10 protein-coding genes are annotated in these 12,706 nt (G+C 64.2%); 5 read left to right on the top strand and 5 right to left on the bottom strand.

The window, feature by feature from the left end:
- Positions 1–236: 236 nt before the first annotated feature.
- Both ACS3WA_RS00570 and ACS3WA_RS00575 read right to left on the bottom strand, forming a co-directional pair.
- Complete coding sequence (locus ACS3WA_RS00570) at positions 237–3,398, bottom strand: multidrug efflux RND transporter permease subunit (RefSeq protein ID WP_438276636.1); 3,162 nt, start codon at positions 3,396–3,398, stop codon at positions 237–239.
- Positions 3,399–3,404: 6 nt separating this feature from the next.
- Positions 3,405–4,613 carry an efflux RND transporter periplasmic adaptor subunit gene (locus ACS3WA_RS00575; RefSeq protein ID WP_438276637.1) on the bottom strand — a complete coding sequence of 403 codons (1,209 nt, stop codon included), beginning with the start codon at positions 4,611–4,613 and terminating at the stop codon, positions 3,405–3,407.
- Positions 4,614–5,128: 515 nt separating this feature from the next.
- Here ACS3WA_RS00575 and ACS3WA_RS00580 point away from each other — a divergent pair.
- Genes ACS3WA_RS00580 through ACS3WA_RS00590 form a run of 3 tightly spaced genes read left to right on the top strand, consistent with a single transcriptional unit; the run spans position 5,129 to position 7,755 of the window.
- Positions 5,129–6,208 carry a flagellar motor protein MotA gene (locus tag ACS3WA_RS00580; RefSeq protein ID WP_438276638.1) on the top strand — a complete coding sequence of 360 codons (1,080 nt, stop codon included), beginning with the start codon at positions 5,129–5,131 and terminating at the stop codon, positions 6,206–6,208.
- A 12-nt stretch (positions 6,209–6,220) separates the two neighbouring features.
- Positions 6,221–7,249, top strand: a complete 1,029-nt coding sequence (locus ACS3WA_RS00585) for a peptidoglycan -binding protein (RefSeq protein ID WP_438276639.1) — start codon at positions 6,221–6,223, stop codon at positions 7,247–7,249.
- A 44-nt stretch (positions 7,250–7,293) separates the two neighbouring features.
- Complete coding sequence (locus tag ACS3WA_RS00590) at positions 7,294–7,755, top strand: GNAT family N-acetyltransferase (RefSeq protein WP_438276640.1); 462 nt, start codon at positions 7,294–7,296, stop codon at positions 7,753–7,755.
- Between the two features lie 154 nt (positions 7,756–7,909).
- Here ACS3WA_RS00590 and ACS3WA_RS00595 read toward each other — a convergent pair whose 3' ends face one another.
- On the bottom strand, positions 7,910–9,688 hold the full coding sequence (locus tag ACS3WA_RS00595) for an ABC transporter transmembrane domain-containing protein (protein ID WP_438276967.1): 1,779 nt from the start codon (positions 9,686–9,688) through the stop codon (positions 7,910–7,912).
- A 268-nt stretch (positions 9,689–9,956) separates the two neighbouring features.
- On the opposite strand from ACS3WA_RS00595, the gene rpmE reads away from it, so the two are divergent.
- Positions 9,957–10,178 (top strand): 50S ribosomal protein L31, encoded by a 222-nt coding sequence (gene rpmE, locus ACS3WA_RS00600; RefSeq protein WP_438276641.1) that lies wholly within the window; start codon positions 9,957–9,959, stop codon positions 10,176–10,178.
- Between the two features lie 212 nt (positions 10,179–10,390).
- Here the strand turns inward: rpmE and rcdA are convergent, their stop codons facing one another.
- Both rcdA and ACS3WA_RS00610 read right to left on the bottom strand, forming a co-directional pair.
- The gene (rcdA, locus tag ACS3WA_RS00605; RefSeq protein ID WP_438276642.1) at positions 10,391–10,912 is read right to left on the bottom strand and encodes a protease adaptor protein RcdA; all 522 of its coding nucleotides are present in this window, start codon (positions 10,910–10,912) and stop codon (positions 10,391–10,393) included.
- A gap of 423 nt (positions 10,913–11,335) precedes the next feature.
- Positions 11,336–11,530, bottom strand: coding sequence for a DUF1192 domain-containing protein (locus ACS3WA_RS00610; protein WP_438276643.1), 195 nt, complete (start codon positions 11,528–11,530; stop codon positions 11,336–11,338).
- A 173-nt stretch (positions 11,531–11,703) separates the two neighbouring features.
- Between ACS3WA_RS00610 and ACS3WA_RS00615 the strand changes: the two genes are divergently transcribed.
- Positions 11,704–12,702: an NAD(P)H-quinone oxidoreductase gene (locus ACS3WA_RS00615; protein WP_438276644.1), complete on the top strand. Its 999-nt coding sequence runs from the start codon at positions 11,704–11,706 to the stop codon at positions 12,700–12,702.
- The last annotated feature ends 4 nt before the right edge of the window (positions 12,703–12,706 follow it).

The following is a 12,706-nucleotide window of genomic DNA, read 5'->3' on the forward strand; positions in this document are numbered from 1 at the left end:
TCCCGCCTGCGGGGAGGTCGACCGGCAAAGCGCAGCAAGCCGGTCGGGTGCGGGCATTTTCCTGATCGACACCTATAACCCCCTCCCCGACCCTCTCAGAGCGAGCCTTGCTCGTCTCGACCCGCACGCGGGAGAGGGTCACGCTGTGCGCAATGATACTCTGAATTCCAAAACACAATCCAATAACGAAGCACAATTGATGTGGCAGCGCGACTGCGCGGACTGAACGCTCCGTACTACTCCGCCGTACGCAGCGGCGACGGGGGCCCGTATATCTCCGGCTCGACCACTGCCTCCGGGTCGCTCTTGTCGCGTCCGAGCACGCGCATCACGACGACGAAGAACACCGGCACCATCAACAGCGCCAGCACCACCACCGCAATCATGCCGCCCATCACGCTGGTGCCGAGCGCCTGCTGGCTCGCTCCGCCCGCTCCCTGGGCGACCACCATCGGCAGCACGCCGCAGACGAAGGCGAGGCCGGTCATCAAGATGGGACGGAAGCGCAGCGCGCACGCTTCGATCGTGGCTTCCCTGAGTGGCTTGCCCTGCGCGCGCAAATCCTTGGCGAATTCGATGATGAGAATGGCGTCCTTCGCAGCCAGGCCGATGATGGTGACAAGACCGACGGTGAAATAGACGTCGTTGGCGAGGCCGCGCGCGCTCGCCGCGATGACCGCGCCGCAAATGCCGAGCGGCACCGTGAGCAGCACGGCAAGCGGAATGGTCCAGCTTTCATAGAGCGCGGCAAGGCAGAGGAATACCACCAGCGCCGAGAGCGCGAGCAGGAACGGCGCCTGCGACCCCGACAGTTTTTCCTGTAGCGACTGGCCAGTCCACTCGTAGCCGAAGCCGCGCGGCAGACGGCCCGCAAGCCGCTCGATCTCGGCGATGGCTTCGCCGGATGTATAGCCCGGCCGCGCCTCTCCGGTGATGCGCATGGCCGGATAGTAGTTGAAGCCGACGATCTGCGTCGGTCCCCGCGACCAATCGATCGAGGCGAACGACGAGAACGGGACCAGCCGCCCGCTGCTGTTCTTGACGTTGTAGCTGAGGATGTCGTCTGCGGTCGTGCGGCCGTCGCGATCCGCCTGCACGATCACGCGCTGCATCCGCCCGCGATTGGGGAAATCGTTGACGTAGGTGGATCCGAGATTGGTCGACATCGTATCGTTGATGGACTCGAACGAGACGCCGAGGGCGCTGGCCTTCTCGCGATCGATCACGAGATTGACCAGCGGCGCCGACGGCAAGCCTTCGACATAGACATTCCTCAAAACCGGACTGGCATTGGCCTCGGCGATCAACTGATCGGTCGCCTGCACCAGCGCCGCGTAGCCCTTCTGGCCGCGATCCTGCAGTCGGAAGCTGAAGCCGGAGGAATTGCCGAGGTTGTCGATCGGCGGCGGCTGCAACGCGGTGATCTTGGCGTCGCGCAGTGATGACAGGTCGCGGTTGATGTCGGCCACGATATTGGCGGCGGAATCCTTCTCCGGCCGTTCCGACCAGTCCTTCAGGGTGATGAACGCCTGCGCCGTGTTCATGCCCTGCCCCGAATAGGCGAAGCCGGTGAGGAACGTGACGTCCTGAATTCCGGGCCGCTTGGCCAGATATTTCTCGACCGCCGAAACCGCAGCCTCGGTGCGGCCGTGGGACGAATCCGACGGGGTCTGCACGTCCGTCGTGATGAAGCCCTGGTCATCCACCGGCACGAAGCCGGCAGGCAGGCGAACGAACGCCCAGACGAGAACGCCGACAAGGACCGCGTAAATCAGCATCAGGCGCCCGGTCCGCTTCAGCGACCAGCCGACTGTCGAGACATAGCGGCCACGCACGCCGTCGAGCCGGCGATTGAACCAGCCGAACACGCCCTTGCGCGCGTGGCTGTGTCCGGCCTCGACCGGTTTCAGCAGCGTGGCGCAGAGCGCCGGCGTGAGCGACAGCGCCATCAGCGCGGAGAAACCGATCGCAGCGACCACCGTGACGGAGAATTGCCTGTAGATGATGCCGACAGAGCCGGGAAAGAACGCCATCGGCACGAACACCGCCATCAGAACCAGCGTGATGCCGATGATGGCGCTCGTGATCTGCGACATCGCCTTGCGCGCGGCTTCCTTCGGCGGCAGTCCCTCTTCGGCCATGATGCGTTCGACATTCTCGACCACGACGATGGCGTCGTCGACCAGAATGCCGATCGCCAGCACCATGCCGAACATGGTCAGCATGTTGATGGAGTAGCCTGCTAACAGCAGGACCGAACAGGTGCCGAGCAGCGCCACCGGCACCACGACGGTCGGAATGATGGTGTAGCGGATGTTTTGCAGGAACAGGAACATCACGAGGAACACCAGCACGACTGCCTCGATCAGGGTATGCAAGACCTTCTCGATCGAGGCTTCCACCACCGGCGTGATGTCGTAGGGGATGTCGTAGGTGATGTTCGCGGGAAAGAACTTCGACAACTCCTTCATCTTGGCCTTTACCGCGCTCGCGGTGGCAAGCGCGTTGGAGCCCGGCGCAAGCATCACCGACAGGCCCGCGGTCGGCTTGCCGTTGAGGCGGGTGGTGAAGCGGTAATCCATGCCGCCGACCTCGATCCGCGCCACATCGCGCAGCCGCACCGTGGAGCCGTCGCGGTTGGCGCGCAGCAGGATGGAGCCGAATTCCTCGGGCGTGGTGAGCTGTCCGCTCACCAATACCAGCGCCGCGGTTTTCTGCCCGGCCCGGCTCGGCGGCGCGCCGATACTGCCCGAAGCCACTTGCGCGTTCTGCGTCGCGATCGCCTTGGTGACGTCGTCCGATGTCAGGTCGAAGCCGACCAGCTTGTCCGGATCGATCCAGACGCGCAGCGAGCGTTCGGTGGAAAACAGCGTGGCGCGGCCGACGCCGGGAAGGCGCCGGATTTCGCCGATGATGTTGCGCATCATGAAATCGCCGAGGCCGACCTCGTCGAGACTATCGTCGGTCGAGCGCAGCGTGACGATCTGCAGCGTATCGCTGGAGGCCTCCTCGACCAGGATGCCTTCTTTCAGCACGACCGACGGCAGACGCGCCTCGATGCGCTTGATGCGGTTCTGCACGTCCACCGACGCCATGTCGAGCTGCGTGCCGGGGACGAAATAGGCGGTGATCTCGACCTGGCCCAAGGAGTCGCTGGTCGATTCGAAACTGAGGATGCCCGAGGCGCCGTTGAGCTGTTCCTCGATCAGGCGCGTGACGCTGTTGTAAAGGTTCTGTGGCGACGCGCCCGGATATGCGGTCGAGATCGAGATCGAGGGTGGCGCGATGATCGGATACTGCGCCACCGCCAGAAGCGGAATCGAGATCGCGCCGATCAGGCAGATGAACAGCGCGATCACCCAGGCAAAAACAGGCCGGTCGATGAAGAATGCCGGCATGATCGGTTACCGCTGCGCGGCCGTCGTCTCGTCGGGTGCCGCTCCGTTCTGGGCCGAAGCCTCGTCAGCCGCCCACATCACGGCGCGGACCTTGTCGCCGGCCGTGAACTTCTGGAAACCCTCGACGACGACGCGATCGCCGGCCTTGAGGCCCTGGCTGACCATCGACTGGCCGTAATGAACAGACGCCGTCCGAATCGGCCGCACGGTCACACGGCCGTCGTCCTTGACGACAAAAACCTCGCTGCCGCCGGCGGAATCGCGCTGCACCGCCTGCTGGGGAACCGCAATCGCATCGCTGTCGACGCCCTGCTCCAGCAGTACGCGGACATACATGCCCGGCAGCAGTTCGCGCTTCGGGTTCGGAAATTCGCCGCGCAGCGTCACCTGCCCGGTCGAGGCATCGACCTTGGCTTCGGAAAACAGGAATTTTCCGGGCAGCGCGTAGAGCGCCCCGTCGTCGAGCACGAGGCGGACTTTCGCCGCGCCCGGCGCGATGCGCTCCAGGTCGCCGCTCTCGAACGCACGGCGCAGACTGTTGAGGTCGCTCACCGACTGGGTGAAGTCGGCATAGATCGTGTCGAGCTGCTGCACCGTCGCCAGGCTGGCGGTGTCGTTCTGAACCACGAGCGCACCCTCTGTGACCTGGGCAGCGCCGACCACGCCGTCGATCGGCGCGCGGATCGTGGTGTAATCGAGGTGGAGCCGCGCGCGTGCGCGGTCGGCCTTGCGGGCGGCGACATCGGCTTCCGCCTGACGCAGGGCGGCGATCGCTTTCTCGTTCTCGACCTCTGAAGTCGCGTGGCGCGCCGTCAGCTGTTCGATACGCTTTGCCTGCAGCGACGCCTGCTCGAATATCGCGTTCGCCTTCGCCAGCGCCGCTTCCGCAGCCTGCAATTCGACCTCGAACGGCTGGGGATCGATCTGATACAGCGGATCGCCGGCCTTGACCTCGCTGCCCTGCTTGAACATGCGCTCGGTGATGATGCCGGAGACGCGCGGGCGGACTTCGGCAACGCGCATCGGCGCGATGCGGCCCGGCAGCTCACGCACCATCGCGTGCGGCTTGGGAACCACGGTGACGACGCTGACTTCGGGGGTGACCGCGCTGGTGGAGGCTTCTGCCGTGACCGGCTCGTCGCAGCCGCCGAGGAGCGGCGACAATCCGGCGATCAGAAGAACGACGGACGTCAGTCGTGGATTAAACCCTGGCATTAACCTGGAGACCCCGTGATGCGGAAAAGTCGAGCACAGATTCTCGTCCCGCGAAGCCTGATGCCCCGCAGAATCCGACGCGAATCCGTACGCTTTCCGGTCACTCCAGATTAATCGACAGACCCTGCGGCGCAATACGCTGCGGCGGCGGCGCAATGTCACACAAAGCTACCTCACTGACGTCACGCCGGTTTTCTCGATTCACACAGTCGTGAGCCGGGTTCCATATCGATCGAAGGAAAAAAGTAAGCAGATGCGGGGCCGCAACATGCGGCGTCACGCCGCGGACGGCGACGCGCGGCTGGCGTTATGCCGCAGCGAAGGCAGGCGCGGGCCTGTCGAGACGACCAGCCTTCTCGGCGGCCTCTCATCGGCAGCAAGACAAAGCCACGGCGCTTCGCGCCCAGACCGCGACATGACAAAACCAGTGGATCAGCTATTTTTTGCCTGCGACACCGTGGCATAATGCGGCATGTCTTGAGTCTCGGCCTCTCTCCTCACGGGTAAGCTCACTCATGGCGCAAGGCACGACCCCCAGCTCCGCACGGGAGATCGAACTGACCAAGCTGCCGCAGCCCAGGATATTCCTGGTGCGCATGCTGGTGTTCATCGTGCTGTGCGCCCTGGTGGCGGTGATACTCTACAAACAGATCGTTCTGGCTTTCTTTGCCAATCCCGGCCTCAACGCGCTGATCGCTGGCGTGCTCGCGATCGGAATCATTTTCGCGTTCCGGCAGGTGATCCGGCTTTATCCCGAGATCGCCTGGGTCAACAATTTCCGCATCGCCAGTCCGGGCCGGGACGGCCCCGACCGGCGGCCACGGCTGCTGGCGCCGATGGCCGCGATTCTCGGAGGCGAACGCAGCGGGCGGATGGCGATCTCGCAGCAGACCATGCGGCATCTGCTCGATTCGATCGCCACCCGGCTCGATGAAGCCCGCGACATCTCGCGCTACATGACCGGCCTTCTGGTGTTCCTCGGCCTGCTCGGCACCTTCTGGGGCCTGATCGAAACCGTCGGCTCGGTCGGCAAGGTGATCGAGGGCCTGAAGGTCGGCGGGGACGCCGGGTCGCTGTTCGACACGTTGAAGGAAGGCCTCGCCGCTCCGCTCGGCGGCATGGGCATTTCGTTTTCGTCCTCGCTGTTCGGCCTTGCCGGATCGCTGATCCTCGGCTTTCTCGACCTCCAATCCAGCCAGGCGCAGAATCGCTTCTATACCGACCTTGAGGACTGGCTCGCCACCACCGTTCGCGAATATGACGCCGAGATACGTGCCGAGGCGCGCCCCGATCCGGCGGCCGAGATCAAGACCGCGATCGAGGGGCTTCGCGCCAGTCTCGAGCAGGCGCGGCCCGGCCAGGACACAACGGCCGCGATGGCGAGCCTCGCGGAAGCCATTCAGGGGCTGGTCACCCACATGCGGACCGAACAGCAGATGATCCGCGAATGGGCCGACGAACAGGGCGAGCAGAACCGCGAGATCAAGAAGCTGCTGGAGTTTCTCGCTCAGCCGGCGGAAGAAGAGATGACGGTGCCCCTGCCCCCGGCGGCCGCTTCACGGCCCGCATCGCCTGCGGCGGGGGGAGAGGCCTGAGAGTCAGGAAAGATGGCCCTTGCGCGCGCCCGCAGAAACGAAAGCGGCTTCAACTACTGGCCGGGATTCGTCGACGCCCTCTCGACGCTGGTGCTCGCGATCGTGTTCCTGTTGTCGGTGTTTCTGGTCGTGCAGTTTTTCCTGTCGCAGGAAGTGTCCGGCAAGGACAAGGCGCTCGACCAGCTCAATTCCAAGATCGCAGAGTTGACCGATCTGCTGTCGCTGGAGAAATCGGGCAAGCTCAGCCTCGACGACGAGGTCAGCCAGTTGCGCGCGGGCCTCGCCTCGGCGGAAGCCGAGCGCGACCGCATCAAGGGTCTCTATGACGGCCTCGCCGGCGCCGGCAACAACGCCGCCGGCCGCAACACCCAACTGAACAAGGCGCTGGAATCCGAGAAGCAGATTTCGGCCCGCGCACTGGCCCAGGTCGAGGTGCTGACCCAGCAGATCGGCGCGATGCGCCGGCAACTGGCGGCGCTGGAAGACGCGCTCGACGCATCCGAGAAGAAGGACAAGGAATCGCAGAATCGCATCGCCGATCTCGGGCAACGGCTGAACGTCGCACTGGCGAAGCGGGTGCAGGAGCTGTCGCGCTATCGTTCGGAATTCTTCGGGCAACTCCGCGCCATTCTCGGAAACCGGCCTGATATCCGGGTCGTCGGCGACCGCTTCGTCTTCCAGTCCGAAGTTTTCTTCGATACCGGGCAGGCGGTGCTGCTGCCGGAAGGCAAGGCCGAACTCGACAAGGTGGCCGGCGCGCTGACCGATCTCGACAAGCAGATCCCGAGCGACATCGCCTGGGTGCTGCGGGTCGACGGCCATACCGACGTCCGGCCGATCAACAGCCCTGTCTTCAAGTCGAACTGGGAGTTGTCATCCGCGCGCGCGATTTCGGTGGTGCAGTATCTGGTATCGCGCGGCGTGCCGCCGCAGCGCCTGGTGGCCGCCGGCTTCGGCGAATTCCAGCCGCTCGATGCCGGCACCACGGAAGATGCCTACAAACGCAACCGCCGCATCGAGCTGAAGCTGACCGAGCGGTGAGGGCATGATCCCGAAAAGTGGGCTTCCGGTTTTCGGGTAAGATCATGCCCAAACAAGAGAGCAAGACATTCATCCTCCGCCCCTATGCGCCCGCCGACGAAGACGCCGCCATCGCGCTGTGGCAGGCGACGTGGCAGCGGGCCTATCCCAAGATCGACTTCGCCGCGCGCGTGCCGTGGTGGCGCGAACGCTGGCGCAACGAATTGGCGCCGAACGCCGCGATTGTCGTCGCCGAGCGATCCGGCCAACTTGTCGGCTTCGTCACCATCGACAGGGAAGGCTATCTCGACCAGCTCGTGGTCGACCCCGCGCATTGGGGAGGCGATATCGCGAACGCGCTGATGAACGACGCGAAGCGGCTGTCGCCTGCGGGCATCACGCTGTTGGTCAACACCGACAACGCGCGCGCCATCCGTTTCTACGCGCGCAACGGATTCGCGCACGCGGGCGACGACGTCAATCCGACGTCGGGACGGCCGGTCAAGAAAATGGTGTGGAAGCCTTGATCTATCTTCCCTCTCCTCTTGCGGGAGAGAGTGCCCGAACGGAGTGAGGGCGGGTGAGAGGTCTTTCCGACACTGCTTCACCCCTCGCCGTGCGCGAATGCGCTTCGCTCATTCTCACCACCCTCTCCCGCGAAGGGCAGAGCGGGTGGAAGTGCTAAACCCCCTCGAACTGCAGCCGCGCCAGCCGCGCATACAGTCCGTTGGCGGCGACCAGCGAAGCATGCGTGCCCTGCTCCACGATCCGACCCTTATCCATGACCATGATGCGGTCGCAGGAGAGCACGGTGGCGAGCCGATGCGCGATCACCAGCGTGGTGCGGTGCTTCATCAGTTCTTCCAGCGCGGTCTGAACCAGAGTCTCGGATTCAGCGTCGAGCGACGAGGTCGCTTCATCGAGCAGAAGCAGCGGCGCATCGCGCAGGATCGCGCGGGCGATGGCGATGCGCTGGCGCTGTCCACCGGACAACGTCACGCCGCGCTCGCCGAGCATGGCGTCGAAACCACCGGGCAGCCGGCGGATGAACTCGGTCGCATGAGCGAGATCGGCGGCGCGTTCGACATCGGCGTCGGACGCATCCGGCCGACCGAAACGGATGTTCTCGCGGGCGGACGCGGCGAACACCACCGAATCCTGCGGCACCAGCGCGATGTGCGCGCGAACGTCGCGCGGATCGGCGGAGCGCAGCGGAACGCCGTCGAAGGAGATCGTGCCGGCCGCAGGATCGTAGAACCGCAGCAGCAGATGAAATATGGTGCTCTTTCCCGCGCCGGACGGGCCGACGATGGCGACCTTCTCGCCGGGCTTCACCGCCAGCGAGACGCCGTCGAGCACCTTGACCTGCGGCCGCGATGGATAGGCGAAGCTGACATTGTCCAGCGTGACGTCGCCGCGCGACGGCGTCGGCAGCGCGCGCGGCGACGGGGGAGCAGCGATCACCGGCTTGACGCGAAGCAGTTCGAACAGGCGCTCAGCCGCGCCCGACGCCGCGGCGACTTCGCCCCAGACCTCGCTCAACTGGCCGAGGCCGGTGGCGGCAAAGGCGGCATAGAGCACGAACTGACCGAGCCGGCCCGGCGTCATGTCGCCGCTCAGCACGTCGCGAGAGCCGATCCACAGGATCAGCACTACGCTGGTGAAGACGATGAAGATGATGATCGCGGTGAGCACGGCGCGGGCGCGCGCCGAATTGCGCGCCGCCATATAGGCCTGCTCGACTTCGGTGCCGAAACGAATGTCGGCGAGCCGCTCATTGGTGTAGGCCTGCACCGTCCTGATCGCGCCGACCAGTTCGGAGGCATAGGCCGTGGCGTCGGCGAGATTGTCCTGCGCGCTCCGCGACAGCCGGCGCACCCAGCGTCCGAATGCGACCAGCGGCAGCACGATCAGCGGGATCGCCGCCAGCACCAGGCCGGACAGGCGCGGGCTGGTGATGACCATCATCGAGGCAGCGCCCACGAACAGCACCACGTTACGCAGCGCGACCGATATCGAGGAGCCGACGGCGGACTTGATCTGGGTGGTATCGGCGGTCAGCCGCGAGATCAGTTCGCCGCTGCGTGCGGTGTCGAAGAACACCGGCGACAGCGAGATCAGATGGGCGAACACGTCGCGCCGGAGATCGGCGACGATGCGCTCGCCGGTGGTCGTCACAAGAAAATAACGCGCCGCGCTGGCGCCGGCGAGCACGGCGACGACGCCAATCATCATGCTGAAATAGTTGTTGATCATCGCGACGCCTTCGGAGGTGAAACCGAAGTCGATGATCCGGCGCACCGCAAGCGGCACCACCAGCGTCGTCAGGGCCGCGACCACCAGCGCCACCAGCGCGAGCAGCGCCCGTCCGCGGTAGCGGCCGATATAGGGCATGAGCGCGAGCAGCGGTCGCAGCCGCGCACCGCGAGCGCCGGAAGACGGCGGGGTCTGACCGGTCATTGCGGGTTCAGCCGACCCGAGCTCCTGCTTCGGAGACCCGTCGGCTATCGGCGCGCCATTGAGCGGCAGCGCAAGGGCCTGGGATTTCAAGGTATTCTCACGCACTTGGACCGAACTCATCCGCCTGACCATGATAATGCTGACCGAGCACGTAATAGGCTCCCCGGCGCGCGCTGGCAAATGCGCAAGCGCGCTTGTCCGTCAAACCTTGGTGCGATATAGAGCGAGCCAAATCCGCCCAAAACCTTCCGCGCTGCAAGGACATGCCATGAAAGCCGAAATTCATCCGGATTATCATACAATTAAGGTCGTAATGACCGACGGCACGGAGTATATGACCCGTTCCACCTGGGGCAAGGACGGCGACACGCTGAACCTCGACATCGATTCGAAGTCGCATCCGGCCTGGACCGGCGGCTCCCAGCAGATTCTCGATCGCGGCGGCCGCGTCTCCCGGTTCCAGAAGAAGTTCTCCGGCTTCCTTAAATAAAAGTCGAGCCGGTCGCGACCGCGGGTTTTTCGAACGCTCCCTGACGGGAGCGTTTGCGAGGTTGTCCATATCTGCATGGATGCCGGACCCCTCGGGAAGCGACACGCCAAGTCTTTATCTATCAGGTCTTTATCTACCAGGTCTTTATCTACAAGGCTTAGCCTGTTGGCGTGATTTGACGACATGCCGGCGCTCGACGACACGTCGGCCACTCAGCCGGTCTGGCGCTCGAAGGCTTCCCTGAGACGGTTGAGGTGCGGCACCAGCGGATTGCCGGCTGGCCCCTGCTCGACGGCCGGCGCGTGAATGGTGGTGTCGAGGCGGCGCACCCGCGCCTGCAGGTTCATCGATCGCGCGATCAGGTCCTGCAACTGCCCGGGCAGTTTCTCCACCATGTCCTGCGGACCGGGATCCGCCGCCGTCAGCTTGACCCTGGTCTTTTCACGGTTGGCCTGCGCCAGCGTCATCTCGCCTTCCTTCACGGCGCGATGCAGCAGGAGCCACGACGCAAGCTGCATCAGCCGCGTGGTCAGCCGCATGCTTTCGGTCGCGTAGGTCAGGCTGACCGAACGCTCCAGCGCCTTCGCCTCGGTGCGGCCGTCGCCGTCGAGATAGGCGGCGGTTTCCTCGACCAGATCCATGCCTTCCCGGAACAGGCCGGTGAACGCCGAAGACCCGGCGAGACGTTCGCTGAACTGGATGGGACCGGTATCGCCTGCCGATGGATCCGACATGGTTCACGCCTCACACAACTGAAAACCCCGTCCGCCGGCTTTCTTGCGAGCCGGCTTATGATGAACAAATCATTGCTCGCCGGACGGCGGGAGTCCAGCGGAGGCCTTCGCAAAGGTTAACGGGGGTTAATAGTTCCAGGAAAGCGCAGGGTGCGGTTCCCGACCGCGGAACTTGTTTGATGCGAGCGAAAATGACGCCACACAAAAAATGTCGCCAGACAAAAAAGAGCCGCCGTTTCCGGCGGCCTGAAGTTGATAACAGGGAGGCGTCAAACAGAGTGGACAGGAAGCCACTCGATGTCCAATGAAGGACATTCCAGTCATAGTCGAGAAAGCTTAACTAATCGTAAACGAACGAATTTATTCAGCATTCGTTTGCAATTTGGGCAAGGCGCGCCCCCGCCCTTCCCTTGCGGGCGTTGGTTACGACTTGAAGAAACGGTCTGCAGCGTCTTTCGAGGCGCGCTTCTTCGCCTCCGCGGCCCGCAGGCGCTCGATCTCCGCCGTCAAGAGCGCGATACGCTCGCCAAGTTCGTCCACCGAAAGCAGCGAGAGATCCTGTCCGATCTCGTGAACGATCTTTTTCTTTGGTTTGTTGTCGTCGTCCTCGGCCGCCATCGATGCTGCTCCGACTGCTGCTCGCTCATGGTCCGTGAAGCGCAAGTTACCGGCCCACGATCAGCTCTGATTTGATTTGACGCGTTCTTCGCGCGAACCGATATCCACGTCGCTCGAAAGCGCTATAGACTGGTTAAACCTCATTAACGTTTTCCGCTTTCCAAGGACAAACCATGGAAAAGCTGCCCGCACAAATGACCGTTATCGGCATCAGCCACCCCGGGGGTCCGGAGGTCCTTGTGCCGGAGACGCGCCCGGTTCCCCTGCCGGGCGTCAGCGAAATCCTGATCCGGGTCGAGGTCGCCGGCGTCAACCGGCCGGACGTCATGCAGCGGACCGGAAGTTATCCGCCGCCGCCCGGCGCCAGCGATCTGCCCGGGCTCGAAGTCGCCGGCGAGGTGGTCGCGGTTGGCGAGGGCGTCAGCCGGTACAAACCCGGCGACAAGGTGATGTCGCTGGTCTCGGGCGGCGGTTACGCACAATTCTGCATCGCGCATGAATCGATCGCGATGGCGATCCCGCCCGGACTGTCGATGCTCGAGGCCGGCGCCACGCCGGAAACGTTGATGACGGTGTGGCACAACGTGTTCGAGCGCGGCGCGCTGAAGGCCGGCGAGACTCTGCTGATCCATGGCGGTTCGTCGGGCATCGGCACCATGGCCATCCAGCTCGCGAAGGCGTTCGGCGCGACGGCGATCGTGACCGTCGGATCGAAGGACAAGGCCGACGCCTGCCTCGCGCTCGGCGCCGATCACGCCATCAACTACAGGACCCACGATTTCGTCGCGGAGGTGAAGGCACTGACCGGCGGCGGCGGAGCCGATGTCATTCTCGACATGGTGGGCGGCGACTACATCGAGAAGAACTACGATGCCGCCGCGATCGAAGGTCGCATCGTCCAGATCGCCTTTCTCCATGGTGCGAAAGCGACCGTCAATTTCGTCAAGCTGTTGGTCAAGCGGCTGCACCACACCGGCTCCGCGCTGCGACCACGATCGGTGGCCGACAAGGCCGCAATGGTCGGTGCCATCGAAGCCAAAGTGCTGCCGCTGATGCGCGAGGGACGAATCAAGCCGCTGATCGACAGCAGCTTTCCGCTCGAAAAAGCGGCGGACGCACACCGGCGGATGGAAGCCGGCGCACATATTGGCAAAATTGTGTTGACGGTTTAGAGGC

The organism is Nitrobacter sp. (assembly GCF_051535235.1).
GTDB lineage: Bacteria > Pseudomonadota > Alphaproteobacteria > Rhizobiales > Xanthobacteraceae > Nitrobacter.

Coding starts and splice junctions, on each gene's coding strand:
- ACS3WA_RS00570 (WP_438276636.1), bottom strand. CDS start 3,398: ATGCCGGCATTCTTCATCGACCGGCCTGTTTTTGCCTGGGTGATCGCG.
- ACS3WA_RS00575 (WP_438276637.1), bottom strand. CDS start 4,613: ATGCCAGGGTTTAATCCACGACTGACGTCCGTCGTTCTTCTGATCGCC.
- ACS3WA_RS00580 (WP_438276638.1), top strand. CDS start 5,129: ATGGCGCAAGGCACGACCCCCAGCTCCGCACGGGAGATCGAACTGACC.
- ACS3WA_RS00585 (WP_438276639.1), top strand. CDS start 6,221: ATGGCCCTTGCGCGCGCCCGCAGAAACGAAAGCGGCTTCAACTACTGG.
- ACS3WA_RS00590 (WP_438276640.1), top strand. CDS start 7,294: ATGCCCAAACAAGAGAGCAAGACATTCATCCTCCGCCCCTATGCGCCC.
- ACS3WA_RS00595 (WP_438276967.1), bottom strand. CDS start 9,688: ATGACCGGTCAGACCCCGCCGTCTTCCGGCGCTCGCGGTGCGCGGCTG.
- rpmE (WP_438276641.1), top strand. CDS start 9,957: ATGAAAGCCGAAATTCATCCGGATTATCATACAATTAAGGTCGTAATG.
- rcdA (WP_438276642.1), bottom strand. CDS start 10,912: ATGTCGGATCCATCGGCAGGCGATACCGGTCCCATCCAGTTCAGCGAA.
- ACS3WA_RS00610 (WP_438276643.1), bottom strand. CDS start 11,530: ATGGCGGCCGAGGACGACGACAACAAACCAAAGAAAAAGATCGTTCAC.
- ACS3WA_RS00615 (WP_438276644.1), top strand. CDS start 11,704: ATGGAAAAGCTGCCCGCACAAATGACCGTTATCGGCATCAGCCACCCC.